General features: G+C 67.4%; 28 protein-coding genes. 10 read left to right on the top strand and 18 right to left on the bottom strand.

Annotated features, from left to right (window positions below; all coding sequences use genetic code 11):
* The first annotated feature begins 17 nt into the window (after positions 1-17).
* From IAG39_RS07095 to IAG39_RS07085, 3 genes are read left to right on the top strand one after another with little or no spacing between them, the layout of a single operon-like run.
* The gene (locus IAG39_RS07095) at positions 18-698 is read left to right on the top strand and encodes a 3-oxoacid CoA-transferase subunit A (RefSeq protein WP_059380203.1); all 681 of its coding nucleotides are present in this window, start codon (positions 18-20) and stop codon (positions 696-698) included.
* A gap of 26 nt (positions 699-724) precedes the next feature.
* Positions 725-1,366, top strand: a complete 642-nt coding sequence (locus IAG39_RS07090; RefSeq protein ID WP_118932779.1) for a 3-oxoacid CoA-transferase subunit B — start codon at positions 725-727, stop codon at positions 1,364-1,366.
* Positions 1,366-2,193: an IclR family transcriptional regulator C-terminal domain-containing protein gene (locus IAG39_RS07085; RefSeq protein ID WP_118932780.1), complete on the top strand. Its 828-nt coding sequence runs from the start codon at positions 1,366-1,368 to the stop codon at positions 2,191-2,193. Before IAG39_RS07090 ends, IAG39_RS07085 begins: the two co-directional genes overlap by 1 nt.
* Positions 2,194-2,245: 52 nt before the next feature.
* Here IAG39_RS07085 and IAG39_RS07080 read toward each other — a convergent pair whose 3' ends face one another.
* The 6 genes from IAG39_RS07080 to IAG39_RS07055 form a co-directional block, all read right to left on the bottom strand.
* On the bottom strand, positions 2,246-3,298 hold the full coding sequence (locus IAG39_RS07080) for an L-threonylcarbamoyladenylate synthase (protein ID WP_059380206.1): 1,053 nt from the start codon (positions 3,296-3,298) through the stop codon (positions 2,246-2,248).
* Between the two features lie 12 nt (positions 3,299-3,310).
* Positions 3,311-4,501: a 5-(carboxyamino)imidazole ribonucleotide synthase gene (locus tag IAG39_RS07075; protein ID WP_118932781.1), complete on the bottom strand. Its 1,191-nt coding sequence runs from the start codon at positions 4,499-4,501 to the stop codon at positions 3,311-3,313.
* 5 nt (positions 4,502-4,506) lie between these two features.
* Positions 4,507-5,028, bottom strand: coding sequence for a 5-(carboxyamino)imidazole ribonucleotide mutase (purE, locus tag IAG39_RS07070; RefSeq protein ID WP_054451468.1), 522 nt, complete (start codon positions 5,026-5,028; stop codon positions 4,507-4,509).
* A gap of 103 nt (positions 5,029-5,131) precedes the next feature.
* Positions 5,132-5,704: a disulfide bond formation protein B gene (locus IAG39_RS07065; RefSeq protein WP_118932782.1), complete on the bottom strand. Its 573-nt coding sequence runs from the start codon at positions 5,702-5,704 to the stop codon at positions 5,132-5,134.
* Positions 5,705-5,714: 10 nt separating this feature from the next.
* Positions 5,715-5,873 carry a DUF5993 family protein gene (locus IAG39_RS07060; protein ID WP_013395673.1) on the bottom strand — a complete coding sequence of 53 codons (159 nt, stop codon included), beginning with the start codon at positions 5,871-5,873 and terminating at the stop codon, positions 5,715-5,717.
* Positions 5,874-6,682: 809 nt separating this feature from the next.
* Positions 6,683-7,564 carry a phosphoribosylaminoimidazolesuccinocarboxamide synthase gene (locus tag IAG39_RS07055; protein ID WP_059379453.1) on the bottom strand — a complete coding sequence of 294 codons (882 nt, stop codon included), beginning with the start codon at positions 7,562-7,564 and terminating at the stop codon, positions 6,683-6,685.
* A 263-nt stretch (positions 7,565-7,827) separates the two neighbouring features.
* Between IAG39_RS07055 and IAG39_RS07050 the strand changes: the two genes are divergently transcribed.
* Complete coding sequence (locus IAG39_RS07050; protein WP_059379454.1) at positions 7,828-8,283, top strand: GFA family protein; 456 nt, start codon at positions 7,828-7,830, stop codon at positions 8,281-8,283.
* Between the two features lie 98 nt (positions 8,284-8,381).
* Here the strand turns inward: IAG39_RS07050 and fba are convergent, their stop codons facing one another.
* A complete protein-coding gene (gene fba / locus IAG39_RS07045; RefSeq protein WP_059379455.1) occupies positions 8,382-9,446 on the bottom strand; it encodes a class II fructose-bisphosphate aldolase in 1,065 nt (354 codons plus the stop codon).
* Between the two features lie 202 nt (positions 9,447-9,648).
* Entirely contained in the window at positions 9,649-10,548 is a 900-nt protein-coding gene (locus IAG39_RS07040; protein WP_059379456.1) for an SMP-30/gluconolactonase/LRE family protein, read from the bottom strand.
* Positions 10,549-10,902: 354 nt separating this feature from the next.
* Here IAG39_RS07040 and IAG39_RS07035 point away from each other — a divergent pair, with 354 nt between their 5' ends.
* Together IAG39_RS07035 and IAG39_RS07030 are read left to right on the top strand one after the other, a co-directional pair.
* Positions 10,903-12,201 carry a dicarboxylate/amino acid:cation symporter gene (locus IAG39_RS07035; RefSeq protein WP_223283378.1) on the top strand — a complete coding sequence of 433 codons (1,299 nt, stop codon included), beginning with the start codon at positions 10,903-10,905 and terminating at the stop codon, positions 12,199-12,201.
* 150 nt (positions 12,202-12,351) lie between these two features.
* Entirely contained in the window at positions 12,352-12,729 is a 378-nt protein-coding gene (locus IAG39_RS07030) for a hypothetical protein (RefSeq protein WP_059379499.1), read from the top strand.
* Positions 12,730-12,753: 24 nt separating this feature from the next.
* Here the strand turns inward: IAG39_RS07030 and IAG39_RS07025 are convergent, their stop codons facing one another.
* The 9 genes from IAG39_RS07025 to phnG all read right to left on the bottom strand — a co-directional run bounded on the left by IAG39_RS07025 (position 12,754) and on the right by phnG (position 19,676).
* Positions 12,754-13,188: a hypothetical protein gene (locus IAG39_RS07025; RefSeq protein WP_054451475.1), complete on the bottom strand. Its 435-nt coding sequence runs from the start codon at positions 13,186-13,188 to the stop codon at positions 12,754-12,756.
* 137 nt (positions 13,189-13,325) lie between these two features.
* A complete protein-coding gene (locus IAG39_RS07020) occupies positions 13,326-13,868 on the bottom strand; it encodes an MOSC domain-containing protein (protein WP_059379500.1) in 543 nt (180 codons plus the stop codon).
* A 23-nt stretch (positions 13,869-13,891) separates the two neighbouring features.
* Positions 13,892-15,091, bottom strand: coding sequence for an alpha-D-ribose 1-methylphosphonate 5-triphosphate diphosphatase (locus IAG39_RS07015; protein WP_118932785.1), 1,200 nt, complete (start codon positions 15,089-15,091; stop codon positions 13,892-13,894).
* Positions 15,091-15,813, bottom strand: a complete 723-nt coding sequence (gene phnL / locus IAG39_RS07010) for a phosphonate C-P lyase system protein PhnL (RefSeq protein ID WP_118932786.1) — start codon at positions 15,811-15,813, stop codon at positions 15,091-15,093. The genes IAG39_RS07015 and phnL overlap by 1 nt, the downstream gene beginning before the upstream one ends.
* A 2-nt stretch (positions 15,814-15,815) precedes the next feature.
* Complete coding sequence (phnK, locus tag IAG39_RS07005; RefSeq protein ID WP_118932787.1) at positions 15,816-16,592, bottom strand: phosphonate C-P lyase system protein PhnK; 777 nt, start codon at positions 16,590-16,592, stop codon at positions 15,816-15,818.
* Positions 16,589-17,473 (bottom strand): alpha-D-ribose 1-methylphosphonate 5-phosphate C-P-lyase PhnJ, encoded by an 885-nt coding sequence (locus IAG39_RS07000; RefSeq protein WP_118932788.1) that lies wholly within the window; start codon positions 17,471-17,473, stop codon positions 16,589-16,591. Before IAG39_RS07000 ends, phnK begins: the two co-directional genes overlap by 4 nt.
* Positions 17,470-18,585, bottom strand: coding sequence for a carbon-phosphorus lyase complex subunit PhnI (locus IAG39_RS06995; protein ID WP_059379461.1), 1,116 nt, complete (start codon positions 18,583-18,585; stop codon positions 17,470-17,472). Before IAG39_RS06995 ends, IAG39_RS07000 begins: the two co-directional genes overlap by 4 nt.
* A gap of 1 nt (position 18,586) precedes the next feature.
* The gene (gene phnH, locus IAG39_RS06990; RefSeq protein ID WP_118932789.1) at positions 18,587-19,204 is read right to left on the bottom strand and encodes a phosphonate C-P lyase system protein PhnH; all 618 of its coding nucleotides are present in this window, start codon (positions 19,202-19,204) and stop codon (positions 18,587-18,589) included.
* A gap of 1 nt (position 19,205) precedes the next feature.
* Positions 19,206-19,676 (bottom strand): phosphonate C-P lyase system protein PhnG, encoded by a 471-nt coding sequence (phnG, locus tag IAG39_RS06985; protein ID WP_088142251.1) that lies wholly within the window; start codon positions 19,674-19,676, stop codon positions 19,206-19,208.
* A gap of 185 nt (positions 19,677-19,861) precedes the next feature.
* Here phnG and phnF point away from each other — a divergent pair, with 185 nt between their 5' ends.
* The 4 genes from phnF to phnN all read left to right on the top strand — a co-directional run bounded on the left by phnF (position 19,862) and on the right by phnN (position 23,208).
* The gene (phnF, locus tag IAG39_RS06980) at positions 19,862-20,584 is read left to right on the top strand and encodes a phosphonate metabolism transcriptional regulator PhnF (RefSeq protein WP_059379464.1); all 723 of its coding nucleotides are present in this window, start codon (positions 19,862-19,864) and stop codon (positions 20,582-20,584) included.
* 103 nt (positions 20,585-20,687) lie between these two features.
* Complete coding sequence (locus IAG39_RS06975) at positions 20,688-21,887, top strand: alpha-D-ribose 1-methylphosphonate 5-triphosphate diphosphatase (protein WP_118932790.1); 1,200 nt, start codon at positions 20,688-20,690, stop codon at positions 21,885-21,887.
* 2 nt (positions 21,888-21,889) lie between these two features.
* The gene (locus IAG39_RS06970; RefSeq protein ID WP_118932791.1) at positions 21,890-22,633 is read left to right on the top strand and encodes a DUF1045 domain-containing protein; all 744 of its coding nucleotides are present in this window, start codon (positions 21,890-21,892) and stop codon (positions 22,631-22,633) included.
* Positions 22,630-23,208 carry a phosphonate metabolism protein/1,5-bisphosphokinase (PRPP-forming) PhnN gene (gene phnN / locus IAG39_RS06965; protein ID WP_059379467.1) on the top strand — a complete coding sequence of 193 codons (579 nt, stop codon included), beginning with the start codon at positions 22,630-22,632 and terminating at the stop codon, positions 23,206-23,208. Before IAG39_RS06970 ends, phnN begins: the two co-directional genes overlap by 4 nt.
* 9 nt (positions 23,209-23,217) lie before the next feature.
* Here phnN and IAG39_RS06960 read toward each other — a convergent pair whose 3' ends face one another.
* A complete protein-coding gene (locus IAG39_RS06960; protein WP_118932792.1) occupies positions 23,218-24,183 on the bottom strand; it encodes a LysR family transcriptional regulator in 966 nt (321 codons plus the stop codon).
* Positions 24,184-24,194 lie beyond the last annotated feature (11 nt).

Here is a 24,194-nt window from a genome sequence, read left to right as displayed (position 1 = left end):
GGCGCAGGAGCCCCGCCATGATCGACAAGTTCTACGACACTCCCGAAACCGCCGTTGCGGACGTCCACGATGGCGCGACCGTGCTGATCAGCGGCTTCGGCGGCGCCGGCATGCCCACCGAACTGATCCACGCGCTGATCGCGCAGGGCGCGCGCGAACTCACCGTGGTCAGCAACAACGCCGGCAACCACGAAACCGGCCTGGCCGCGCTGATCAAGGCCGGGCGCGTGCGCAAGGTGATCTGCTCGTTTCCCAAGGCCTCGCACTCCTGGGTCTTCGACGAGTTCTACCGCCAGGGCCGCATCGAACTGGAATGCGTGCCGCAAGGCACCATCGCCGAACGCCTGCGGGCGGCCGGCGCCGGCCTGGGCGGGTTCTACACGCCCACGGCCTATGGCACCGAACTGGCGCGCGGCAAGGAAACGCGCATGATCGACGGCCGCGGCCATGTCTTCGAACATCCCTTGCACGGCGACTTTGCACTGGTGAAGGCCGACCTGGCCGACCGCTGGGGCAATCTCACCTACAACAAAAGCGCGCGCAACTTCGGTCCCGTCATGTGCATGGCGGCCAAAACCGCCATCGTGCAGGTGCGCGCCAAGGTCGCGCTGGGCGAGCTCTCGCCCGAGGCCGTGGTGACGCCGGGCATCTTCGTCAAGCGCGTCACCCAGGTGGCCAACGCCGCCTTTTCCAGCTAGGGCTGGCCGAATCCAAAGGAGTCCGCATGTTCCAACCCCTGACCCGCGAGGCCATGGCGCGCCGCCTGGCCCGGGACATCCCCGACGGCAGCTATGTCAACCTGGGCATCGGCATGCCGGTGCTGGTGGCCGCCCACCTGCCCGCCGGCCGCGAGATCGTGCTGCACAGCGAGAACGGCATCCTGGGCATGGGCCCGCCGCCCGCCGAGGCCGACATCAACCTGGACCTGATCAACGCCGGCAAGCAGCCCGTGACCCTGCTCGAAGGCGGCGCTTATTTCCATCATGCGGATTCGTTCGCGATGATGCGCGGCGGCCATCTGGATATCTGCGTCATGGGCGGCATGCAGGTTGCCGCCAACGGCGACCTGGCCAACTGGTCGCTGGCCAAACCCGGGGAGGCGCCGGCCGTGGGCGGCGCGATGGACCTGGCGGTGGGCGCGCGCAGCGTCTACATCATGATGGAACACAACAGCAAGAGCGGCGAACCCAAGATCGTCGAACGCTGCACGTATCCGCTGACGGGCGCCGGCGTGGTGGACCGCATCTATACCGACCTCGCCGTCATCGAGATCACGCCGGACGGGCTGCTGGTTCGGGATATGATCGACGGCATGACCCTCTCAGCCCTCCAGGCGCGCACTGGCGCGCCACTGCGCGCAGCCTGATGCGGCCCAATCTTCCCCCGCCCGGCTATGCCGCGCCGCTCGCGGCGGAAGATCATCCGGACCAGTTGCGCGGCGATCCGGACTACATGCTGACGCTGGCGCGCGGCCTGCATGTGATCCGCGCCTTCGGCACGCGCCGCCATCCGCAGACCGCGGCCGAACTGAGCCGCCGCGCCGGCCTGCCGCGCGCCGTGGTGCAGCGCTGCCTGCACACGCTGATCCTGTTGGGCATCGCCGAGCAACACGGCAGGCTCTATGTGCTGACGCCGCGCATCCTGGGCCTGGGCTACGCCTATTTCTCGTCCACGCCCTTCGTCTCGCTGGCGCAGCCGGTACTGGAAGAACTCAGCGCCACGATCAACGAGACCTGCGCCCTGGCCATCATGGAAGGCCACGAGATGCTGTACCTGGCGCGTTCCGAGGTCACTCGCCTGCTGGCCACCTCGATGGGGCTGGGCAGCAGGCTGCCGGCGTACTGCACCTCCATCGGGCGGGTGCTGCTGGCGCAATTGCCGGAGCCCGCGCTGGCCCGCTACTTCGCCGCGACCGAGCTGCAGCCATACACGGAATTCACGCTGGTCACCGAGGAAAAACTGCGCGCCGAACTCGCGCGCATCCGCGAACAGGATTACGCCGTCGTCGACCAGGAGCTGGAATTGAACGTGCGCGCCATCTCGGTGGCGGTGCGCTCGGCCAGCGGCAAGGCCTGCGGCGCGGTCAACGTCAGCGTCAAGGCGGCGCGGGTGCCGTTGAACCGGCTGACGGAGGAGTTCCTGCCGCCGTTGCGGCAGGCGGTGGAAAGGATCGGCGAATTTCTGGCGGCGTAGGATGGGTGAAGCACGCGAGTCCTTGCTCAAGAACTATCGCGCTTCACTCATCCTACAAGTCCGTCGTGTCCAAGACGAAAGCCGCTGCGGCGCGGCCGATGCGGTCGTTGACGGCGTGCCAGTCATCGGTAGCCGGCGGCGCCTGCACGATGATGCGCGCATAACCCTGCTTGTCCAGATCGCGCAGCAGGCCATAGAGCGCCTGGGCGTAACGCGCCGGATCGGCGGGCACGGCCTGCCACTGCACCCGGGCGTCGAGCGCGGCGGGGCGATCGCCGTAGGCGACCACCACGACCTTGCCTTCGGGCAGGCCCTGCCCCTGCACCACGTCGCGCAGCCGCGCGTCCGAGGCCAGTTCCAGCGCCGTGCGCGGCGCGTAGTGCGCCTTCAGCGTGCCCGATGCCCTGGGCGCGGCGGCGTCGGGCGCGAAGACCTGCACGCCCAGCACGGCTTCGATCTGCGCGGCGCTGATGTGGCCGGGACGCAGCAACACGGGACCGGCGCCGCGGTCCAGGCGCGACAGGTCGAGGATGGTGGACTCGATGCCCACCTCCGACGCGCCGCCCTCCAGCACCGGCATGCCGGCCGCGACTTCCTCGGGGAACTCGCTGCGCACGTGCTCGGCGCGCGTCGGCGACACCTGGCCGAACTTGTTGGCGGACGGCGCCGCGACGCCGCCCTGCCCGTTGGGCTTGCCTGCGGCAAAAGCCGCCAGCAGCGCCTGCGCCACCGGATGCGAGGGACAGCGGATGCCGATGCTGTCCTGGCCGCCGCTGACCGTATCGGCGATGTGCGGCGCGCGCTTGAGGATCAGCGTGAGCGGACCGGGCCAGAAGGCGTCGATCAGCAGGCGCGCCTCTTGCGGCACTTCCGCCGCCCAGTACGACAAATCGCCTTGCGGCGCGATGTGCACAATGACGGGATGGTTGGAAGGCCGGCCCTTGGCGGCGTAGATCTTGGCGACCGCTTGCGGGTTTTCCGCATCGGCGCCCAGGCCGTAGACGGTCTCGGTCGGAAACGCGGCCAGCTCGCCGTCCAGCATGCGCTGCGCGGCGTGGGCGATCTCCGCGGCGCTGGCGGACGCTGACGGGGGCAAGGAAGTCATGGAATCCGCGCTTTACTCGGGAGCCTGCATGCCCAGCGCCGCCGCCACGCGGGCGGCGTCGTCACGAGCCTGCTGCAAGGTCGGCGCCACGATCGTGATGTGGCCCATCTTGCGGCCGCGGCGCGCTTCGCGCTTGCCGTACAGATGCAGCTTGGCAGTTGGCACGGCCAGCGCGGCGGCCCAATCGGGTTCGCGCTGCGCCGTGGCGGTGGCCGACGGATACCAGATGTCGCCCAGGATGTTCAGCATGACGGCAGGCGCCAGCAGGTCGGAGCCGCCCAGAGGCAGGCCGGCCATGGCGCGCGCCTGCTGCTCGAACTGGCTGGTCAGGCAGGCGTCCATGGTGTAGTGGCCGCTGTTATGCGGGCGCGGCGCGATCTCATTGACGATGAGGCTGCCGTCCTTGAGCACGAAGAATTCCACGCACAGCACGCCGTGGTAGCCCAGGCCTTGCGCGATGGCTTGCGCGGCCTGCGTGGCGCGGGCCTGGCGTTCTGCGTGGGCTGCGTCCTGCTGCACCGGCGCGGCGGTCGACACCGCCAGGATGCCGTCGCGGTGCACGTTGCGCGCCACCGGGAACACCACGCTCGCGCCGTCGAAACCGCGCGCCAGCACCACGGAAATTTCGTAGTCCAGCGGCATCAGCGCTTCCAGCACGCAGGCCACGCCGCCGAATTCGGCGAAGGCGGCCAGCGCCTCCTCGCGCGTGCTGATGCGGGCCTGGCCCTTGCCGTCGTAACCCAGGCGGGCGACTTTCAGGATGCCCGGAAACAGCCCTTGGGGCGCAGCGCGCAGGTCGGCTTCGCTGCGGATCGCGGCGTGCGGCGCGACAGCAATGCCTTGCGAGGCAATGAAGGTCTTTTCGGCGATGCGGTCCTGCACGATGGCGACGGCATCTCCGGCCGGGCTGACGCGGCAGCGCGTGGCCAGGGTGCGCAGGCTGTCCGCAGGCACGTTCTCGAATTCGGTAGTGACGGCCTGACAGGTCTGGGCCAGGCGCTCGAGGCCGGCTTCGTCGTCATAGGCCGCCTGGATGTGCAGGTCGGCCACCATGCCCGCCGGGCATTCGGCGGCCGGATCCAGCACCGCGACCTTGTAGCCCAGGCTCTGGGCCGCGTGGCAGAACATGCGGCCCAGTTGGCCCCCGCCCAGCAATCCCAGCCAGCCGCCGGGAGCAATCATGAAAGCAGTCGATTGAGTCATTCTGATCAGGCCTCGGGCGGAACCTTCATGTCGCGCGCGGCTTGCGTCTGGCGGGCGCGGAACGCCACCAGCTTCTTGTGCAAGCCCGCGTCCGTGCCAGCCAGGGTGGCGATCAGGTGCAGCGCGGCATTGGCCGCGCCGGCTTCGCCGATCGCGAAGGTGGCCACCGGCACGCCCTTGGGCATTTGCACGATGGACAGCAGCGAATCCTCGCCGCGCAGGTACTTGGACGGCACCGGCACGCCGAACACCGGCACTTCGGTCAGCGCGGCCATCATGCCCGGCAGGTGCGCCGCGCCGCCGGCGCCAGCGATGATGCCGCGCAGGCCGCGGGCATGCGCCGCCGCGCCGTACTCGGCCATGTCCTGCGGCATGCGATGCGCGGAGATCACGCGCGCCTCATGGGGAACGCCAAAATCCTCCAGCATCGTGACCGCGTGCTTCATGACCTCCCAATCGCTGGAAGAACCCATAATCACGCCCACCACGGGGGTGGCCTCTGCCGCTGCGGAAGTCTTGGCTGTCATAACCGGTGTCGTAGAGTTGAGACCGCGGCGCAGGGCCGCGGAAAGTCAAAGGACCGCGGACGGATGCCGCGAAACCCGGTATTTTACCCGGCGCCGGCAAGGGCTATGTCGCGGAGGCGGAATCCAGCCATTGGTAGCTGGCGGGGTTGTCCGGACAAGGCCCGAAACCGCACTCCAGCGTGGTGCTGCCCACATTGGCCAGCGCCACCAGGAAAAACAGGGCCATGACCAGAACGCCCAGCACCGACACCGGCTTGCGCAGCATGTTGTCGCCCCATTTGCGGTCGACCGCCAGCATCACGGCGCAGAACACGATGATGGAGGTAAAGGCGATGAACGCCCAGGTGTAGAAGTGCATGCCCAACAGGGGCGAACCGTAGCCCGGATCGCCCGGCGCGATGTGCAGCAGCACTTGCCGGCCGGCGGCCAGCATGCCGCCCAATGCGGCCGCGATGCTCATCGCATAGTGCATGGGCGAAGGCCCCAGCCGCATGTTCAGCAAAAAGCCCACGCCCGCTAGCAACAGCGCCACGCGCTGCAACAGGCACAGCGGACAAGGCAGTTCGTCGTAGGCGATCTGCCAGAAGAAGGCCATGCCCAGGGCGCCGGTGACGCCCAGCAGCGCCAGGCAATTGAGGACGCGCGAGCCGCGCGCGGGATTGCGGGAGAAGATCATCGCCTCGCCCTCAGAACGACAAGGCCAGCGGGCTGGTCATGTGGTACTGGCACCAGGCGGCGAACAGCGCCAGCGTCAACAGCCAGAAGGTCACGCAGGGGCGGCGCCTGCCTAGCATGCCAAACCACACCGCGATCAGGCCAGTCAGGAAAGGCAACATCATTACCATGCTGGGAGCTCCTTTCTGGGGAACGTCCCCATGCAAGCAGCCGGGAATTATAACGTCACAATTCGCAATAAATCCTATCGAAAGCCCTGATAACCCTTGCAGGGCAGGCGCTTTCAGGGCGAAAAAGCCGCTCCATCTGAACCGTCCCGCGGAAATTGCACGTAAGGGCAACTTCCGGGGGGGAGCGGCAGGGCTTCGAGCTTGCGGATGTCAGGGTTCTTTAGCCGCCGAGGCTGCCCTGCGCCATTCCGATGCTCGCCCCAGTGGGGCTGCGCTTCGGATGGCTCCGGGCCACCTCGGCTGGCAGTCGCCTAATGCGTTGGTTTCAGCCCCAGTCCATGGGCTGATGCCGTGAGCCGGTGGCCGGGCGGAGGGATCCGAAGCGCAGCCCCACCGGGGCGAGCATCGGAATCCCGCAGTCCGGACGCCGGCGGCTCAAGAACCCTGCTTCACCAAACCAAAGTACGGTGCGGCAGGGCTTCGAGCTCGCAGATGTCAGAGTTCTTTAGCCGCCGAGGCAGCCCTGCGCCATTCCGATGCTCGCCCCAGTGGGGCTGCGCTTCGGATGGCTCCGGGCCACCTCGGCTGGCAGTCGCCTAATGCGTTGGTTTCGGACCCCGCTCACGGGCAGATGCCGTGAGCCGGTGGCCGGGCGGAGGGATCCGAAGCGCAGCCCCACCGGGGCGAGCATCGGAATCCCGCAGTCCGGACGCCGGCGGCTCAAGAACCCTGCCTCACAAAACCGAAGTGCGATCCGGACTTTCGTCATCCGGACGCCCTAGGAGCGGGTTTTCCTTGGCCGTAAGCGTTCAGGCGACCAGGCGGTCCAGGGCTTCGCGATACTTGGCGGCGGTCTTTTCCAGCACGTCCTGCGGCAGGCGCGGCGCGGGCGGGGTCTTGTCCCAGGTCTGGGTTTCCAGCCAGTCGCGAACGAACTGCTTGTCGAACGACGGGGGGCTGATGCCCACGCGGTAGCCGTCGGCCGGCCAGAAGCGCGAGGAATCCGGCGTCAGCACTTCGTCCATCAGGTACAGCGTGCCATCGTCGTCCAGCCCGAATTCGAACTTGGTGTCGGCGATGATGATGCCCTTGGTGGCCGCGAACTTGGCCGCTTCGGCGTACAGCTTGAGGGTCACGTCGCGGATGCGCTCGGCCATTTCCTGGCCGACTTCCTTGACCACGTGGGCAAAGTCCACGTTCTCGTCGTGCATGCCGAATTCGGCCTTGGCGGCGGGCGTGAAAATGGGTTCGGGCAGCTGGCTGGCCTGTTGCAGGCCGGCGGGCAGCTTGATGCCGCAGACGGCGCCGGTGGCCTGGTAGTCCTTCCAGCCCGAGCCGATCAGGTAGCCGCGGGCCACCGCTTCCACCAGGATGGGCTTCAAGCGCTTGACCACCACGGCGCGGCCGCGCACCTGGTCGATTTCGTCCGGCGCGACCACGTCTTCGGGCTTGATGCCGGTGGAGTGGTTCGGCAGGATGTGGGCCAGCTTCTGCAGCCAGAACTCGGTCAGTTCGGTCAGCACCTGCCCCTTGCCGGGGATGGGGTCGTCAAGAATCACGTCAAATGCGGAGATGCGATCCGATGCGACGATCAGCAACTTGTCGTCGCCCACCGCGTACATGTCGCGCACCTTACCGCGGCCCAGCAGCGGCAAGGACTTGATGCTGGATTGATGCAAAGCAGAAGTCACGGGAATGGCCTATGGCAATAATGAAGATTCCCGCCTCGGGCAGGCGCCAGGGCGGGAAGTAGAACGGAATCCGGGAACCGCGTGCAAGGCCGGCGCGACGCGCGTGGGTCTTGCGAAGCGCATAGGTTACTGCAAATGGACAGGTTTTGCCGGGCCTCCCCTCGACGCCGCCCGGCGGCCGGGTTAGGCTCTTGCCTCCCCTATGATGCGCGCCGGCCGCCTCTGGCGTCACGGCGCTGACCCCAAGCTGGAGACAGAGCCGTATGCAGGATGCTTCCCCCAAACGCAGCGCCCACGCCGACGCGCAGGTGCACCTGACTGGCGGTTGCCAATGCGGCGCCATCCGCTACGCCATCACCGATGAACCGATCATGGCGGCGACCTGTCATTGCCGGGACTGCCAATATTCCAGCGGCGGCGCCCCGGCCCATGCCCTGATCTTCCCCACCGGCTCCATCACGCTCCTGCGCGGCAACCCCAAAGAGCACCGCTACCGCGGCGAATCCGGCCATACCGTGATGCGCAGCTTCTGCGCGGACTGCGGCACTCCGCTGTTCGGCAATTCGGCGGGCATGGGCTATGACATCGTGCGGGCCGGTTCGCTGGACGATCCGGAAGCCTTCCGCGCCCGTGCCACCCTCTGGACCGACTCGGCCCCGTCCTGGCACCACGTCGACCGGACCGTGCCGCACTTTCCCCGCAACTCGCCGGCGCCCTAGCGGCGGCGCAGGCAAAAAAAAAGCGGTCCGCATGCGCGGACCGCTTTTCATTGCGCCCGGGCGCCGGACGCCTCAAGCGTCCAGCCCCGCAGCTTTGCTTACTGCACCACTTGAGCCAGCTTGCCCGACGCGTATTGCGCGGCAATTTCGGTCAGCGGCAGGGCCTTGATCTTGCTGGCGTTACCGGCGGTGCCAAATTCGGTGTAGCGCGCCACACAGATCGCCTTGGCGGCGGCGCGGGCCGGCTTCAGGTATTCGCGCGGGTCGAACTTTTCCGGGTTTTCAGCGAAGAAGCGGCGGATCGCGCCGGTCATGGCCAGACGGATATCGGTGTCGATATTGATCTTGCGCACGCCGTACTTGATGGCTTCCTGGATTTCCTCGACGGGCACGCCGTAGGTTTCCTTCATGTTGCCGCCGAATTCACGAATCTCGGCCAGCAGTTCCTGCGGCACGCTGGAGCTGCCGTGCATCACCAGGTGGGTGTTGGGCAGGCGGGCGTGGATTTCCTTGATGCGGGAGATCGACAGAATGTCGCCGGTGGGCTTGCGCGTGAACTTGTAGGCGCCGTGGCTGGTGCCGATGGCGATGGCCAGGGCGTCCAGTTGCGTGCGGCGCACGAAGTCGGCCGCTTGTTCCGGATCGGTCAGCAGCTGATCCATGGTCAGCTTGCCGTCGGCGCCGTGGCCGTCTTCCTTGTCGCCTTCCATGGTTTCCAGGGAACCCAGGCAGCCCAGTTCGCCTTCGACCGTCACGCCCAGCTTGTGGGCGGTGTCCACGACCTTCTTGGTGACTTCGACGTTGTAGTCGTAGTCGGCGATGGTCTTGCCGTCTTCCTTGAGCGAACCGTCCATCATGACGCTGGAGAAGCCCAGGTCGATGGCGCCTTGGCAGATCTTGGGCGACTGGCCGTGATCCTGGTGCATGACCACGGGGATGTGGGGATAGGATTCCACGGCGGCCTGGATCAGGTGCTTCAGGAAGCCTTCGCCCGCGTATTTGCGCGCGCCGGCCGAGGCCTGCATGATCACCGGGCTGTCGGTCTCCGCAGCGGCTTCCATGATGGCCTGGACCTGTTCCAGGTTGTTGACGTTGAAAGCGGGAATGCCGTAGCCGTGCTCGGCGGCGTGGTCGAGCAACTGGCGCATGGAGACTAGGGCCATGAGTGGTCCTCCTTAGGTACTGTCTATTGAAAGATGATTGAAGACTTGCTGAATGGAGTGATTTTACGGGGGATTCGACGAAAGGTCTTGCAACCGCCCGTATCCGGTCCATTCAGATGAGCACGAAAGGCTCAGGCCAGCCTTCGACTCGCCCGAAGGACCGATGGCGCGGCGGGGCGCGCCGCGCCAGAAACTGCGGCGTCTACGGCCGGCCGGCGTGCGGCACGTCCACCCGGGTCATCAGGATGCAGCCTTGGTGCTTGGCGCGCCGGTTGGCCTCGATGAAGTCGGGCGCGGCCGCCATGAACAGGGTCCGCCCATCCGGCCCGCCCAGGGCGGCGGCGAAGATGCCGAATTCGCCGGTGTCGATCTGCTCCAGGATCTTGCCGCCGCGCGCCACGCGCACGATGCGCTTGCCGATGGCGTCGGCCACCCACAAGGCGCCTTCCGCGTCCAGCGCGCCGCCGTCGGGCCCGATGGCGGAGGCGGCGATCAGCACGCCCAGGTCGTCGCTGGCCGGCAAGGGGCCGAAATCGGCCCAGTCGCGGCGCGGCCCCAGCCCGCCATCGGCCAGGATGTCGAACTCGGAAATGCGGTTGCCGAAGGTTTCGTTGACGATCATGGTCTTGCCGTCCGGCGTGATGAACGAGCCGTTGGGAAAGCAGAGCCCTTCGGCCACCTGGCGCGCCGAGCCGTCGGGATCGACGCGCACGATGCCGGTATTGCGGACCGGCTCGCCCGCCATCAGGTCGAAACCGAAATTGCCCACGTAGGCCCGGCCTTGCGCATCCACCACCATGTCGTTGACCGGACCACCGGTGTACGCCGACAGGTCGGCGTGCACCGCCAACGTGCCGTCCGTCTCGCGCCGCAGCAGCTTGCGGTCCTTCATGGACGCAATCAGCAGGCGGCCGTCCGGCAGCCAGCCCAGCCCGGAAGGCTGCTGCGGCACCTTGCAGATCTGCTCGACCTTGCCCTCCAGGTCCACGGCGATGACCTGCTCGGTATAGAAGTCCGACGCCCACAGGCGGTTTTCGTGCCAGCGCAGCCCCTCCAGATAGGTGTATCCGGACGCCAGCACGGACAGTTCGCGTTTCGGCATTGCCTAGTCTCCTCATGCGGCCCCGCGCAGGGGCCTGTTGTTCGTGTGTTGCCCCGGGCTCGCGGGCGCTGGGGCTGAACCATTCTGGCATGGCGGCGAGCGATAGCGCAGCCGTTCCAAATTGATACATCTTCGCTATCGCCCGCTACTTGCCGTCGCCCCAGGAAGCGGCGCCATCCGTCCCCAACCTGACAACTGCGTGTCAGGTGCGCGGCGTTAAGATCGCGCCCCAAGGGTAAACCCGGGCCTCGCGGCCTACCCTGGCATCCCCTCTCCGGATCCTCTTGCCCGCCCTCATGCCGGCGCGCCCGCCCTGCCGGGCCAGGCAAACGATCCCTGTTTTCCGTTTTGATCATGAACACTAAGAAGCTGACGCGTTACATCGGCATCGCCATGGTGCTGGGCATCGTGGTGGGCTATTTCTGCCACAACTACGCGCAGAATGAGAAAGAGGCGTTGCAGATCGCCTCGTACTTCAGTCTCGTCACCGACATCTTCCTGCGCATGATCAAGATGATCATCGCCCCGCTGGTCTTCGCCACCCTGGTGACCGGCCTGGCCAGCATGAGCGACGCCAGCGCCGTGGGCCGCATCGGCATGCGCGCCATGGTCTGGTTCATCGCCGCATCGGCCCTGTCGCTGCTGCTGGGCCTGGCGCTGGTCAACATCTTCCAGCCGGGCGCGCACATGAACCTGGCGCTGCCGGACGCGGGCCTGACCTCGGGCCTGAAGACGGGCGACTTCACGCTCAAGGCCTTCATCACGCACGTGTTCCCGCGCAGCATCGCCGAGGCCATGGCCAACAACGAGATCCTGCAGATCCTGGTGTTCTCGCTGTTCTTCGGCGCCGCCCTGTCCTTCATCCGCGGCAAGGGCCACAACGCCATCTACAACCTGATCGACGAACTGGCCAAGATCATGTTCCGGGTGACGGACTACGTGATGCGCTTCGCGCCCCTGGGCGTGTTCGCCGCCATGGCCGCCGCCATCACCACCGAGGGCCTGGGCGTGCTGGTCAGCTACGGCAAGCTGATAGGCGAGTTCTACCTGGGCCTGGCGCTGCTGTGGGCCATTCTGTTCGCCGTGGGCTACCTGTTCCTGGGCAAGTCGACCTTCCGCCTGGGCGGTTTGATCAAAGAGCCCACGCTGCTGGCGTTCTCCACGGCCAGCAGCGAATCCGCCTACCCCAAGACCATCGAGGCGCTGACCCGTTTCGGGGTGCCCAAGCGCATCTCGGGCTTCGTGCTGCCGCTGGGCTACTCCTTCAACCTGGACGGCTCGATGATGTACCAGTCCTTCGCGGTACTGTTCATCGCCCAGGCCTACAACATCCAGATGAGCTTTACGCAGCAGCTGACCCTGCTGCTGGTGCTGATGGTCACCAGCAAAGGCATGGCCGGCGTGGCGCGCGCCTCGCTCGTGGTGGTAGCCGCGACCCTGCCGATGTTCCACCTGCCGGAAGCAGGCCTGCTGCTGATCATGGGCATCGACCAGTTCTTCGACATGGGCCGCACCGCCACCAACGTGGTCGGCAACAGCCTGGCCACCGCCGTGATCTCCAAGCTGGAAGGCAATCGCGAGGACAGGGCCGATACCGAGTCCGCCGCAGCCGGGGAAGCCTCCCCGGGACAGGCCGCAAACCAGAACGCCTGAAACAGGAGGCAATGAAAAACGGGCCGCATGGCCCGTTTTTTTCATGGCTTGCGCCAGCTTGACCGGCGCCATGGCCGGGAGCAACATATAAAACCCTTCGCTCCCCATCCCGGCGCGGCACGCATGGGCGCCGCGCTCAGTTCTCATGCCATGAAACGCCTTAGCCTGCGCTGCGCCCTGGCAGCCGCGGCCCTGATGTCCGCCGCGCCCGCCTCCTACGCCTGGACCCGCATTTCCTGCGAGCTGGGCGGCACCGTGGCCAACCTGCCCGTGGTGATGCGCCAGTACCGCACCGACGGCACGGAACTGACGCAACTAATGTTTCGCTTGAAGGTCAGGAACGCGGACATCCCCGATGGCGCCCGCGCCGATACCGACTGCACCGAATTCGTCGGCCGCGAGATCGACGTGGTGCTTGAGAACACCGCGGCCGACACGGTGCGCAAGGGCAAGTCCCTGAAGATGCTGTACCGCTACGACGATTCGCTGGGCCAGAGCCAGGCGACGAAGTTCGAGCTGGATCGATAAGCACGCCCCTGGGGCCTGCGCGCCTCAGTCGTTGACCGAGCACGAGACGGGCGCGCCGTCCTCGAATTCCACGTCGTAGGTATGCACCGGATCCCAGGGCAGCGTGAACCACAGCTCATAGCCGTCGCCGTCTTCGTCGAACAGCCACAGCGCGCGCAGCACGGCATGCTGGGCCATGGCTTCGGGGGTTTCTTCCTGCAGCAGCTGGTTGTCGTCCAGGCCGAGCTTCTTGTAGTGCTCGTAGGAGTAGTTTTCCAGCAGGAACTCGGCCGCGGCCAGGATCTGGTCGTCGAGATCGTCGATGATGGCCTTGACCACCTTGGATGCGCTGCTGTCGGGCTCTTCGCCGTCAGTCTGGATCATCACGTGGATGGGCGGGCGGCCCTTGCCGGCGGCGACGTTCTCCGCGGCCCACAGATCGGGTTCCTCGGGATCCTGGGTGAAATTGAATCGTGCCATCGCAAACTCCGGAAAAAGGGCCGGCGCGCCGCGGAAATCGCGGCCGCGCCTTTCCCGTCATTTAACCAGATGCGCGGCCTCCCGGCTGCGCATGCCGGCGATGTTTTTGCGACAGGCCGGCCCTGCGCAGAAGGTGTTCAGACACGCTCCAGCGGCAGGTGCGGCAATTCGGGCAGCGCCACGCGGATCGGATCGCCCGCGCTCACCGCCCCGCCCTCGATCACGATGCCCATGATGCCGGCGCGGCGCATCAGGCTGCCGTCCGGATGGCGGCCCAGCACCGCGGCGGTCAGGCCCTGCTGGTAGTTGTCGAGCTGGGAACACGGATTGCGCAGGCCGGTGATCTCGACCACCGCCTGCGCGCCGATATGCAGGCGCGCCCCGCGCGGCAGGCCCAGCAGGTCGATGCCGCGGGTGGTGATGTTTTCGCCCATGGTGCCTTCGGCCACGTTGAAGCCGGCAAGCTGCAGCTCGTCGTGCAGCTCGCCGTGGATCAGGTGGATCTGCCGCAGATTGGGTTGCGTCGGGTCCGCCTTGACGCGGGAGCGGTGCTTGACCGTGACGCCCATGTGGGCGTCGCCTTCCACGCCCAGCCCCTTCAACAACATGATGGCCGGCACCACCGGCTTGCTGAACCCGTGCGTCGGGCTGCAGGCCACGGCTGTCACGATGGGATGCAACACATCTCTCTCCAGGAACCGGTTCAAGCCGCCACGGCCTGCGTTTCGGACGCCCGTTGCTCGCTCGCGCGCACAGACGGATAGTGCGCCGAGAATACCAGCCGCCCCGCCGACCAGGTATGGCTGATCAGCGGCTGCGTGCCCACTTGCGCCACCGCCACCAGGTCCGCGCGCAGCCCCGGCGCGATGCGCCCGCGGTCGGACAGGCCGCAAGCCTGCGCCGGATTCAGCGTCACCAGCGCGACCGCCTGCGGCAGCGTCAGGTCCGTCTGCGCGGCCACCGTGTAGGCCGCCGCGATCAACGCCGACGGCTGGTAGTCGGAACACAGGCAGCTGGCCACGCCCGCGCGGATGGCGTCGATGGCGCGCATGGAGCCGCTCTGGCTCTGGCCGCGCAACACGTTGGGCGCGCCCAGGATGGTAGGCAGCCCGCAGGACACCGCGGCGCGCGCGGTATCCAGGGTGATCGGGAATTCGCTCATGGCCACGCCCAGGTTGCGCATGGTGGCGATGCGATGGATCGAATCGTCATCATGACTGGCTGTCGGTATGCCCAGCCCCTGCGCATGCGACAGCAACGCCTCCACCCGCGCTACCGCGCCGTCCTTGGCGCGCGTCTTGGCCTGCGCGGCCTCCTCGGCCTGTTCGCGGCTCATCGCGTGGTTGCCCATCATGTATTGCAGATAGGACTCCAGCGTCTTGAACTGGCCCTGGCCCGGCGAATGGTCCATGACCGACAGCAGGTCCACCGCGCCCTCGTCCATCAGCGCGCGCAGCACATCGACCGAGGTCGCGTCGGTCACTTCGTAGCGGCAATGGACGCGGTTGTCCACCAGGCTGTGCTGGCCGAAGGCGCGCACCGTGCGCACCACTTCCGCCGCCGTCTGGTTGTTGCGCACGCCCCACTCGCTGTTGGCGAAGGACAGCGCGTGATACGGCGTGGTGATACCGGCCGCGGCATTGCGGCGGTCCACCTGGGCCACCGCGAAATCCAGCGGAAACAGCACCCGCGAACGCGGCTCGGCTTCCTTTTCGATGGCGTCGCAGTGCAGGTCGATCAATCCCGGCAGCAAGGTCTGGCCGCGCAGGTCGATCTCGTAGTCCGCGCGTGCCCCGGCAGGTTCGATGGCGACGATGCGGCCATCGTCGATCAGCACGGCGCTGTCCTCCAGGACGCGGTCCTGCAGCACCACGCGGGCATGGGTGAGATAGGTGCTCGGCATCATTGCTCCAGGTCGGCCAGGGCGGGTTGGGCGGGACGCAAGGCCAGGGTCTGCGTGGCGACGGCATCGCGCACTTCGGCATCGTGGAAGATGCCCAGCAGGCAGCGGCCTTCGGCCATTGCCTCGCGGATCAGCGCGATCACGACCTGGCGGTTGTCGGCATCCAGCGAGGCGGTGGGTTCGTCCAGCAACAGGACAGGATGGCGCGCGATGAAACCGCGCGCGATGTTCACGCGCTGCTGTTCGCCGCCCGAGAACGTGGCGGGCGCCAGACCCCACAGGCGCGGCGGCACGTTCAGGCGCTGCAGCAGGGCTGCTGCGCGGGAACGGGCCTCATCGGCCTCCACGCCCGCCGCGCGCAGAGGCTCGGCCACCACGTCCAGCGCCGACACGCGTGGAATCACGCGCAGGAACTGGCTGACGTAGCCGATCACCTCGCGCCGCAACGCCAGGATGCGCTGCTCGGGAGCGCCGGCCAGCTCCACCCATTCGTCGTTCCAGCGCACCCGGATGCTGCCCTCGGTCGCCAGGTAGTTGCCGTAAAGGCAGCGCAGCAAGGTGCTCTTGCCGGTGCCGGACGGTCCCGCCAGCACCAGGCAGTCACCGGCGGCCGCGTCGAAGTCGACCGACTCCAGCACGGGCAGGCGCATGCCGCCCTGGTTATGCAGGGTGAACATCTTTCCGAGGCCCCGCACCTCGATTATGGGAGTCTTTTCAGGCATGGTCAGCTCTGCAAAATGGAAGACACCAGCAACTGGGTGTAGGGATGCTGCGGATCGTCGAGGATCTGGTCGGTCAGGCCGCTTTCGACGACTTCGCCGCCGCGCATGACCAGGGTCCGGTGCGCCAGCAGGCGCGCCACGGCCAGGTCGTGGGTCACGACGATGGCGGCCAGGCCCAGGTCGGCCACCAGTTGGCGCAGCAGGTCCAGCAGGCGCGCCTGCACCGACACGTCGAGCGAAGCCGTGGGTTCGTCCATGAACACCAGGCGCGGATGGGTCACCAGGTTGCGGGCGATCTGCAGGCGCTGCTGCATGCCTCCCGAGAACGAGGTGGGCCTGTCGTCCAGCCGGCCCGCATCGATTTCCATCTTTTGCAGCCAATTGCCGGCGGCCTGGCGCAGGTCGCCATAGTGCCTGTCACCCACCGCCATCAGCCGCTCGGCGATGTTGGCGCCCGCGCTGACCTGCATGCGCAAGCCATCCCTGGCGTTCTGCCGCACGAAGCCCCAATCGGTGCGCGACAGCAGGCGCAGGCGCGCCCCGGGCAGCGCGGCCAAATCGGTAAAGCCCTGGTCGCGGGTGTCGTACCAGACGCTGCCCGCGTCCGGCCGGGTCTGGTACGACACGGCCGACAGCAGCGTGCTCTTGCCGGAGCCGGACTCGCCGACCACGCACAGCACTTCGCCCGGATACAGATCGAAGTTGACATTGCGGCAGCCGTGCACGCCGTCCCAGGTGCGCGTCATGTTGCGCACCGAAAGCAAGGGTTGGAGGTTCATGCCGCGGTCTCCTGGTTGGCTTGCTGCTGCGCCTGGCGGTCGTTGCAGTACTCGGTGTCGGAGCAGACGAAGCGGCGCGTGCCGGCGTCGTCCAGGATGATTTCATCCAGATAGCTCTCGCGCGATCCGCACAGGTCGCAGCACTCGTTCCAGGTCTCCACCCGGAACGGATGGTCCTCGAAGTCCAGGCTCTTCACCTGCGTGTACGGCGGCACCGCGTAGACGCGCTTTTCGCGGCCCGCGCCGAACAGCATCAGCGCGGGGCTGCGGTCCAGCTTGGGGTTGTCGAACTTGGGGATGGGCGAAGGCCGCATCATGTAGCGTCCGTTCACGATGACCGGATAGTCATAGGTGGTGGCGATGTGGCCGTGCTGCGCGATGTCCTCGTACAGCTTGACGTGCATGCCGCCGTATTCGGCCAGCGCGTGCATGGTGCGCGTCTCGGTTTCGGAAGGCTCCAGCCAGCGCAGCGGTTCAGGAATGGGCACCTGGAACACCATGATCTGCCCCTCCGCCAGCGGCGTCTCGGGGATGCGGTGGCGGGTCTGGACGATGGTGGCAGCGGAAGTGGACTCCGTCGTCGCCACGCCCGTGACACGGCCGAAGAAGCGGCGGATGTTGATCGCGTTGGTGGTGTCGTCCGAACCCTGGTCGATCACCTTGAGCACGTCGTTCGCGCCGATGATGGACGCCGTCACCTGGATGCCGCCGGTGCCCCAGCCATAGGGCAGCGGCATTTCGCGGCTGCCGAAAGGCACCTGGTAGCCGGGGATGGCGACGGCCTTGAGCAAGGCGCGGCGCAGCATGCGCTTGGTGGATTCGTCCAGATAGGCGAAGTTGTAGTGGTCGTCGCGTTCGACCGTTGCGTATTGCGTCGTCATGGGGAAACCGCCTCGTCCATCAGATCGTTGCGCGCGGCCTCTGGCGCGGCGCGTTCGGCGCGCATGCGCCGCAACAGTTCCAGGTTGGCCTGGAAGTCCACGTAGTGCGGCAGCTTCAAATGCTGCACGAAACCGGAGGCTTCGACGTTGTCGCTGTGATAGAGCACGAACTCGTGGTCGTTGGCCGGGGAATCCGCGCGTTCGCCCAGGTCGCGCGCCTTCAGCGCGCGGTCCACCAGCGCCATCGACATGGACTTGCGTTCGCCATAGCCGAAGGTCAGGCCGTAGCCCCGGGTGAACTTCGGGCCTTCCTCGGCGCTGCCGGCGAACTGGCTGACCATCTGGCATTCGGTGATCTCGATTTCGCCCACGGTGACGGCGAATCCCAGTTCCTCGATATGCATTTCCACCTCCAGCGCGCCGTAGCGGATCTCGGCGGCGAAGGGGTGGGTGTTGCCATAGCCGCGCTGGGTCGAATAGCCCATGGACAACAGAAAGCCTTCGTCTGCGCGCGCCAGGTTCTGCAGGCGGGCCGCGCGCGAGGCCGGAAAATCCAGCGGCTGCCGGGTCAGGTCGAAAGGTTCGGGATCGCCTTCGGGCACGGCTTCCGCGTCGATCAGGTCGTCATGCGCCAGCAGGTCGGTAACGCGCGGCATGGCGCTGTCCAGCGCCTCGCCGCCCGGCGGCAAGGCGTCGGCCTCGCGCTGCGCTTGTAGCGAAAAGTCCAGCAGGCGTTGGGTGTAGTCGTAGGTCGGCCCCAGGATCTGCCCGCCAGGCACGTCCTTGAAGGTGGACGAGATGCGACGCTGCAAGCGCATGCGGCCGGTGTCGATGGGCTGGGTATAGCCAAAGCGCGACAAGGTGGTGCGGTAGGCGCGCAGCAGGAACACCGCTTCGATCAGGTCGCCCGCCGCCTGCTTGATGGCCAGCGCCGCCAGCTGCGGATCGTAAAGCGAGCCCTCGGCCATGACCCGCGACACCGCCAGCGGCATCTGTTCGCGGATCTGGTCCAGGCTCAGCTCGGGCACTTCGCGGTCGCCGCGCCGGTAGTCGTCCAGCATGCGGTAGGAATTGAGGATGGCGCGTTCGCCCCCTTTCACGGCTACGTACATGTCAGCTCTCCTTGCGCGTGCTGCGCGGCAGCGCGCAGATCCGCCGCTCCTGCGTCAACAACACGTCGACGCCAAGCGGAAACCGTTGATGATTGAGGCGCCATTCACGCCAGAAGCCCTCGGGCAGCCCTGCCGCATGCAGGAGCTGCTGGCTCTTGATCCCCGGGCCGCTGAGGATGGCGGGTTCCCCGCCCGACAGGGATTCGACCTCGATCAGCAAGGTGGTCGACAGATCGGGATAGGCCGGATCACCCTGGTGGCAAGCCGAAAGCGGCGGCGCCTTGCTGCCAGCCGGCACCGCGGCGAAACGCGCCAGCGAGGGCGACGGCACGATGGGGCAGGCGCAATGAAATCGCAGGAAGGCGATCGCGTCCGCGCTGACGGTTTCGGGCAGCCACAGCGGCGTGTCCACGTCCACCAGCGTCAGCAGCAACGCGGTCATGGCGGGCGACAGGCCCGTCGGCACGCCGGTTTCGATCAGGATTTCATGGATGCGCCCGGGGTGGGCCATGGCGTCGAGCGCGGCGCGGAACGTGGTCTGCGCGTCGCCGACGGGATCCGCGAATCCAGGGAGCAGCGCCCGGCCCGAGGCCGCGGCGGCTTGTATCTGTTGCTGCATGTCAGTCCTCGCCTCGCACCATCGTGAAGAATTCCACCTTGGTCTGCGCCGCCACGCGGGCCTGGCGCTCGACCCGTTCGGCATGCAGGCGGGCCAGCGGCTGGATCAGCTGGGCCTGCACCGTGTCATGCCATTCCGGCAGTTGCAGCAGGGCGTCGGCCACGGCGGCCTGCTCGGCATGGCGCTGCGAGCGGCCCTGCACGTAGGCCACGCCGACCACGCCCTCGCCCATCGTCACCGCGCAACGTGTCACGCTCATTTCGCCCAGGTTGAAGCGGGCCCCGGTGCCGCCACTGCGGGCGCGCACCATGGCCATGCCGGTCTGCGCGGGGCGCAAGGTCTGGTGTTCCGGCTTGCCCGCCAGCGCGCAAAAGGCGCCATCCAGCGCGGCCGGATCGGCCAGCGCCAGCACGCGCATCCAGGCGGCGCGTTGGGCGCCCGCCGCATCCTGCCCTGTCTTGGGGTGATCCATCTTTTTCCTCTAAACGTCTAGACGACCGGATGGAGTATGATCGCTCTGAAAACGAAGTTCAACAGCCTGGCGTGAATTTTTGATGACAGTTGCAGCGTGCCCGCAGCGCCTTTGCGGCTGCCGTCGCATGGTGCACAATCACTGCCATTCTTCATTAAGCTGATGTGACAGCACGAGCACACCCTATGGTCGAAAGAGGTTCCGGCATCGCCGTCTGGCGGCAAATCGGCGAAGCGCTGGCGGACGATATCCGCAACAAGCTCTATGCGGCAGGCGAACAGCTGCCGTCCGAGCCCGAGCTGGCCGCCAAGTTTTCCGTCAACCGCCACACCATCCGCCGCGCGATGGGCGAACTCGAACAAGGCGGCCTGGTCCGCATCGAACAAGGCCGCGGTACCTTCGTCCAGGAACACGCGATCGACTACGCCATCGGCAAGCGCACGCGCTTTTCCGAGAACCTGCGCAGCCAGGGCATGCTGGGCCACCAGGAAGTCCTGGGCAGCCAGAGCCTGCGCGCCGGCGACATCGCCAAGCACCTGGGCCTGAGCCGCGCCGCGCCGCTGCTGCGCGTGCAGATCGTGGGCAAAGCCGAGAACCGCCCCATCAGCGTCTCGGAACATTTCTTCGACGAAAAGCGCTTCCCCGACTTCGCCGACCGCCTGGCGTCCCTGCGCTCGATCTCCAAGGTCTATGCCCACTATGGCATCGGCGATTACACGCGCAAGTGGTCGCGCATCACCGCCGCCCTGCCCACGCCCGAAATCGCCCGCCTGCTGGGCCAGCCCAAGACCCGCCCCATTCTTCAGGTGGAGGCCTTGAATGTGGACCAGGAAGGCTCGCCGCTGCAATATAGCGTGGCGCGCTTCGTGGGCGACATGGTCCAGCTGATGGTGACGGACGACAGCTGACGCCAGGCCGCCGCCTGCGCGCGCAGGCGGCGCGGAAGGCTCCGACTAATGGATTAACTCATCTAGACATCTGGTTGTAATGCAATCCCACTAACGTCACGCCATGAACACACACACGCACGCCCCCTCGCCCCTGGCCGGTGTCACAGGCCAACGCATCCTGACGCCGCGCGGCGTCGAACAGGCCAGCTTGCGGTTCCATGGCGGACTGATCGAAGGCTCCGCCGCCGCGGCGCCGCGGGGCGCGCCCTGGTTCGACGCCGGCAATCTGCTGGTGCTGCCCGGCATCGTGGACCTGCACGGCGACGCCTTCGAGCGCGCCGTCATGCCGCGGCCCAGCGTGACGTTTCCCTACGACAGCGCCCTGTTCGACGTGGACCGCCAACTGCTGGCCAACGGCATCACCACCGAGTTCCATGGCGTGACCCTGTCCTGGGAAGGCGGGCTGCGCGGCGAGGCTTACGCCGAACGCATGTTCGACGCGCTGGAAAGAATGCGCCATCTCATGGGCGCGCGGCACTATGTGCACCTGCGCTTCGAAACCCATCACGTGGGCGGCCTGGAGATTGCCCAGCAATGGATACGCGACGGCCGCGTGCGTTTCCTGGCCCTGAACGACCACCTGCCCAGCATGGCGCGCCGTCTGGGCGACGAGCGCAAGCTGATGCAGTACGCCAACCGCGCCGAGTGCGACCTCGACGTCTTCCAGGACCGCATCCGCGCCGCCATGGCTGCCGCCGACGCGGTGGCCGATGCCATGCGCGAGCTGACCGGCTGCGCGCAGGAAGCGGGCCTGAAGGTGGCCTCGCACGACGATCCGGATGCCGCCACCCGCCGCTACTACCACCAGCTGGGCTGCGGCGTGGCGGAGTTTCCGCTGACCCGCGAGGCCGCCGGCGTGGCCCGCGACCTGGGTGATTCGGTGGTCTTCGGCGCGCCCAACGTCGTGCGCGGCGGCAGCCACACTGGCGCGCCCGGCGCCACCGAAATGATCCGTGCGGGCCTGTGCGACATTCTGACGTCCGACTATTACTACCCTGCCCCGCTGGCCGCCGTGATGAAGCTGGCCAACGACGGCGTGCTGCCGCTGGCGCAGGCCTGGGATCTGGTGTCGCTGAATCCTGCCCGAGCCGCCGGCCTGAAGGACCGCGGCGCCCTGGCGCCGGGGCTGATCGCCGACGCCATCGTGGTGGACGACCAGGTGCCGGGCCTGCCCCGCGTCTGCGCCGCGATCGTGGGCGGCGAACTGCGCTATGCCACGCGCGCCTTCGGCGACAGCCATAGCCAGCGCATGGCGGCCTGACCATGCCGCTCGCCCATCGCTACGCCCTGTACCTGGCGCCCACCGGCCCCTGGCGCGAACACGGCAGCCGCTGGCTGGGCCGCTGCGCCGACACCGGCCTGGCGCTGCCGCCGCTGCCGGGCCAGAACGCGGCGTCGCGCGGCTGGACCGAAGCGCCGCGCCACTATGGCTTGCATGCGACGCTGAAGCCGCCCTTCCGGCTGAATCCGGGCGCCAGCCCCGAACAAGTCGACGCGGCCGCCCGCCAGTTGGCCGCAGGCGGCACGCCATTCTCGCTGGAACTGGAGTGCGAACCGCTGCGCGGCTTCCTGGCCTGGCGCATCGCTGCATCCGACACGCAGGGACGCGCGCGGATCCAGGCCCTGGCCGAAGCCGCCGTGCGCGACCTGGACTCCTTGCGCGCACCTCCCACGCCCGAGGAAACCGCGCGCCGCCAACCGCAATCGCTCAGTCCGCCGCAGCAATCCATGCTGGCGCGCTGGGGCTATCCGTATGTATTCGATACCTACGTCTTCCACATCACGTTGACCGGCAAGCTGCACGGCGAGGCGCTGTCGCAAGCGCAGGCTGAAATCGCCGCGTTCGCCGATCCCTTGCGCGGACAGCCCATGGCCGTTCCCGGAGTCAGCGTCTACGTGCAGCCCGCGCCAGGCGCGGACTTTGTCGCGGCACGGCACTACGGCTTTGACGGCACCAGCGCCGATGCGGCCGGGGCCGGCTATCTGCAAGGGCCGGCGGCAGCATGAGCACCTCGGTTCCCGCCGACGGCACCAGGCTGATCTACCTGATGGGCGCATCGGGCAGCGGCAAGGACACCTTGCTGCGCCTGCTGCGCGCGGAACTGCGCGGCGACGAGCCCGTGCTGGTCGCGCATCGCTACATCACGCGCGACAGCGGCGCCACCGAAGACGCGCTATGCCTGACCGAAGACGAGTTCGGACGCCGCGCCGCGCTGGGCTGCTTCGCCCTGCGCTGGGCCAGCCATGGCTTGCATTACGGCATCGGCATCGAAATAGACGCCTGGCTCTCCTGCGGCGCCGCGGTCATCATCAACGGCTCGCGCGCGCACCTGGAACAGGCGCACTCGCGCTACCCGGCCTTGACCGCCGTGGAGGTCACGGTCGATCCCGGCCAGCTCGTCCGCCGCCTGGCGGGACGCGGCCGGGAAAGCGCGGAACAGATCGCGCAGCGCCTGGCGCGCGCGATGCAGGCATTCCCCGTGCCGCAACAATGCCGGCTGCTGCGCGTCAGCAACGATGCTGCCCCGGAAACCGCTGCCGCCGCACTGTTGAACATCGCCCGCGACAAGCTCAACGCCTAGCGCCGCCGTTCAACGCGGATCGCCCTGGCCCCAGGGCGCGGCGGCGTCGCCGCACAGATCCAGCAGGATCTCCGAAAAGCATTCCTCCGCCGCCAGCGGCTGTTCGCGCTTGCGCCGTATCAGGTTGATGGGCGGCAATTCCCAGCCGAAGTCCCAAGGCACCATGCCCAGCTTGCCGCGCTGGCAGAGTTCGCGCGCGATGTCCTCCGGCACCACGGAGATGAGGGTCTCGTTCACCGTCAGCATGCCTTCGATCACGTCGGTGGAGTACGCCTCCAACACTGGCGATGGCGGCTGCAATTCGGCGCGGATGAAGTGCTCCACAATCAGTTGCCGCGTCGGCGTGTTGGCCGCCGGCAGGACCCAGTCCATTGCCGCGACGGCGGCCCAGTCCGGCTTGCGCCGCGCCAGCCGCTGCGCAAGCCGGCCATGCGCAATCAGGCGCGGCCGTTGGCGGTACAGCACGCGGTGGATCAGATCCTCCGGCGCCACGGTCGAAGTGGCGCGGCTGATGATGCAATCCAGTTCATGCCGGCGCAGCATGGGCACCAGATGGTCGGTGGTGGCGCGGTGCAGGCTGAGCGTCACGCCGTGGCGCTGGTGCAGGCGGCTGATGGCCGCCGTCAGCAAGGCGCTGGACACGTAGGGCACCACGCCCACCTGCAGATGCGCGGAACGGCCGGCGTGCAGGGCCTCGACCTCGCGCGCCCACAGGTCCAGGTCGCTGAGCATGTGGCGCGCGCGCACCAGGGCCAGGTTGCCCAGCGGCGTGGGTTGCAGGCCGCGCCCGGTGCGCGTGAACAACGGCGCGCCGAAGATGTCCTCGATCTCCGTGAGCGCCTTGGTGACGGCGGGCTGGCTGATGCCGGCCGCGGCGGCCACGCGCGTGAGCGAGCCGTGCCTGGCGATTTCGATCAGCAGCGCCAGGTGGCGATGCTTGAGGCGGTTGGCGAGACGGGCTGCATCCCAGGTCACGATCTTTCCTA

It is taken from the genome of Achromobacter xylosoxidans (assembly GCF_014490035.1).
GTDB classification, from domain to species: domain Bacteria; phylum Pseudomonadota; class Gammaproteobacteria; order Burkholderiales; family Burkholderiaceae_B; genus Achromobacter; species Achromobacter bronchisepticus_A.
Note: the sequence above shows the minus strand (reverse complement) of the source record. Positions and strands in the feature narration are given on the sequence as shown.

Coding starts and splice junctions, on each gene's coding strand:
- IAG39_RS07025 (WP_054451475.1), bottom strand. CDS start 13,188: ATGGCACGATTCAATTTCACCCAGGATCCCGAGGAACCCGATCTGTGG.
- IAG39_RS07075 (WP_118932781.1), bottom strand. CDS start 4,501: ATGACTCAATCGACTGCTTTCATGATTGCTCCCGGCGGCTGGCTGGGA.
- phnN (WP_059379467.1), top strand. CDS start 22,630: ATGAGCACCTCGGTTCCCGCCGACGGCACCAGGCTGATCTACCTGATG.
- phnG (WP_088142251.1), bottom strand. CDS start 19,676: ATGGATCACCCCAAGACAGGGCAGGATGCGGCGGGCGCCCAACGCGCC.
- phnF (WP_059379464.1), top strand. CDS start 19,862: ATGGTCGAAAGAGGTTCCGGCATCGCCGTCTGGCGGCAAATCGGCGAA.
- phnK (WP_118932787.1), bottom strand. CDS start 16,592: ATGAACCTCCAACCCTTGCTTTCGGTGCGCAACATGACGCGCACCTGG.
- IAG39_RS07000 (WP_118932788.1), bottom strand. CDS start 17,473: ATGACGACGCAATACGCAACGGTCGAACGCGACGACCACTACAACTTC.
- IAG39_RS07085 (WP_118932780.1), top strand. CDS start 1,366: ATGCGGCCCAATCTTCCCCCGCCCGGCTATGCCGCGCCGCTCGCGGCG.
- IAG39_RS07015 (WP_118932785.1), bottom strand. CDS start 15,091: ATGCCGAGCACCTATCTCACCCATGCCCGCGTGGTGCTGCAGGACCGC.
- purE (WP_054451468.1), bottom strand. CDS start 5,028: ATGACAGCCAAGACTTCCGCAGCGGCAGAGGCCACCCCCGTGGTGGGC.
- IAG39_RS07090 (WP_118932779.1), top strand. CDS start 725: ATGTTCCAACCCCTGACCCGCGAGGCCATGGCGCGCCGCCTGGCCCGG.
- IAG39_RS07035 (WP_223283378.1), top strand. CDS start 10,903: ATGAACACTAAGAAGCTGACGCGTTACATCGGCATCGCCATGGTGCTG.
- IAG39_RS07050 (WP_059379454.1), top strand. CDS start 7,828: ATGCAGGATGCTTCCCCCAAACGCAGCGCCCACGCCGACGCGCAGGTG.
- phnH (WP_118932789.1), bottom strand. CDS start 19,204: ATGCAGCAACAGATACAAGCCGCCGCGGCCTCGGGCCGGGCGCTGCTC.
- fba (WP_059379455.1), bottom strand. CDS start 9,446: ATGGCCCTAGTCTCCATGCGCCAGTTGCTCGACCACGCCGCCGAGCAC.
- IAG39_RS06995 (WP_059379461.1), bottom strand. CDS start 18,585: ATGTACGTAGCCGTGAAAGGGGGCGAACGCGCCATCCTCAATTCCTAC.
- IAG39_RS07030 (WP_059379499.1), top strand. CDS start 12,352: ATGAAACGCCTTAGCCTGCGCTGCGCCCTGGCAGCCGCGGCCCTGATG.
- IAG39_RS06970 (WP_118932791.1), top strand. CDS start 21,890: ATGCCGCTCGCCCATCGCTACGCCCTGTACCTGGCGCCCACCGGCCCC.
- IAG39_RS07080 (WP_059380206.1), bottom strand. CDS start 3,298: ATGACTTCCTTGCCCCCGTCAGCGTCCGCCAGCGCCGCGGAGATCGCC.
- IAG39_RS07060 (WP_013395673.1), bottom strand. CDS start 5,873: ATGGTAATGATGTTGCCTTTCCTGACTGGCCTGATCGCGGTGTGGTTT.
- phnL (WP_118932786.1), bottom strand. CDS start 15,813: ATGCCTGAAAAGACTCCCATAATCGAGGTGCGGGGCCTCGGAAAGATG.
- IAG39_RS07065 (WP_118932782.1), bottom strand. CDS start 5,704: ATGATCTTCTCCCGCAATCCCGCGCGCGGCTCGCGCGTCCTCAATTGC.
- IAG39_RS07095 (WP_059380203.1), top strand. CDS start 18: ATGATCGACAAGTTCTACGACACTCCCGAAACCGCCGTTGCGGACGTC.
- IAG39_RS06975 (WP_118932790.1), top strand. CDS start 20,688: ATGAACACACACACGCACGCCCCCTCGCCCCTGGCCGGTGTCACAGGC.
- IAG39_RS07040 (WP_059379456.1), bottom strand. CDS start 10,548: ATGCCGAAACGCGAACTGTCCGTGCTGGCGTCCGGATACACCTATCTG.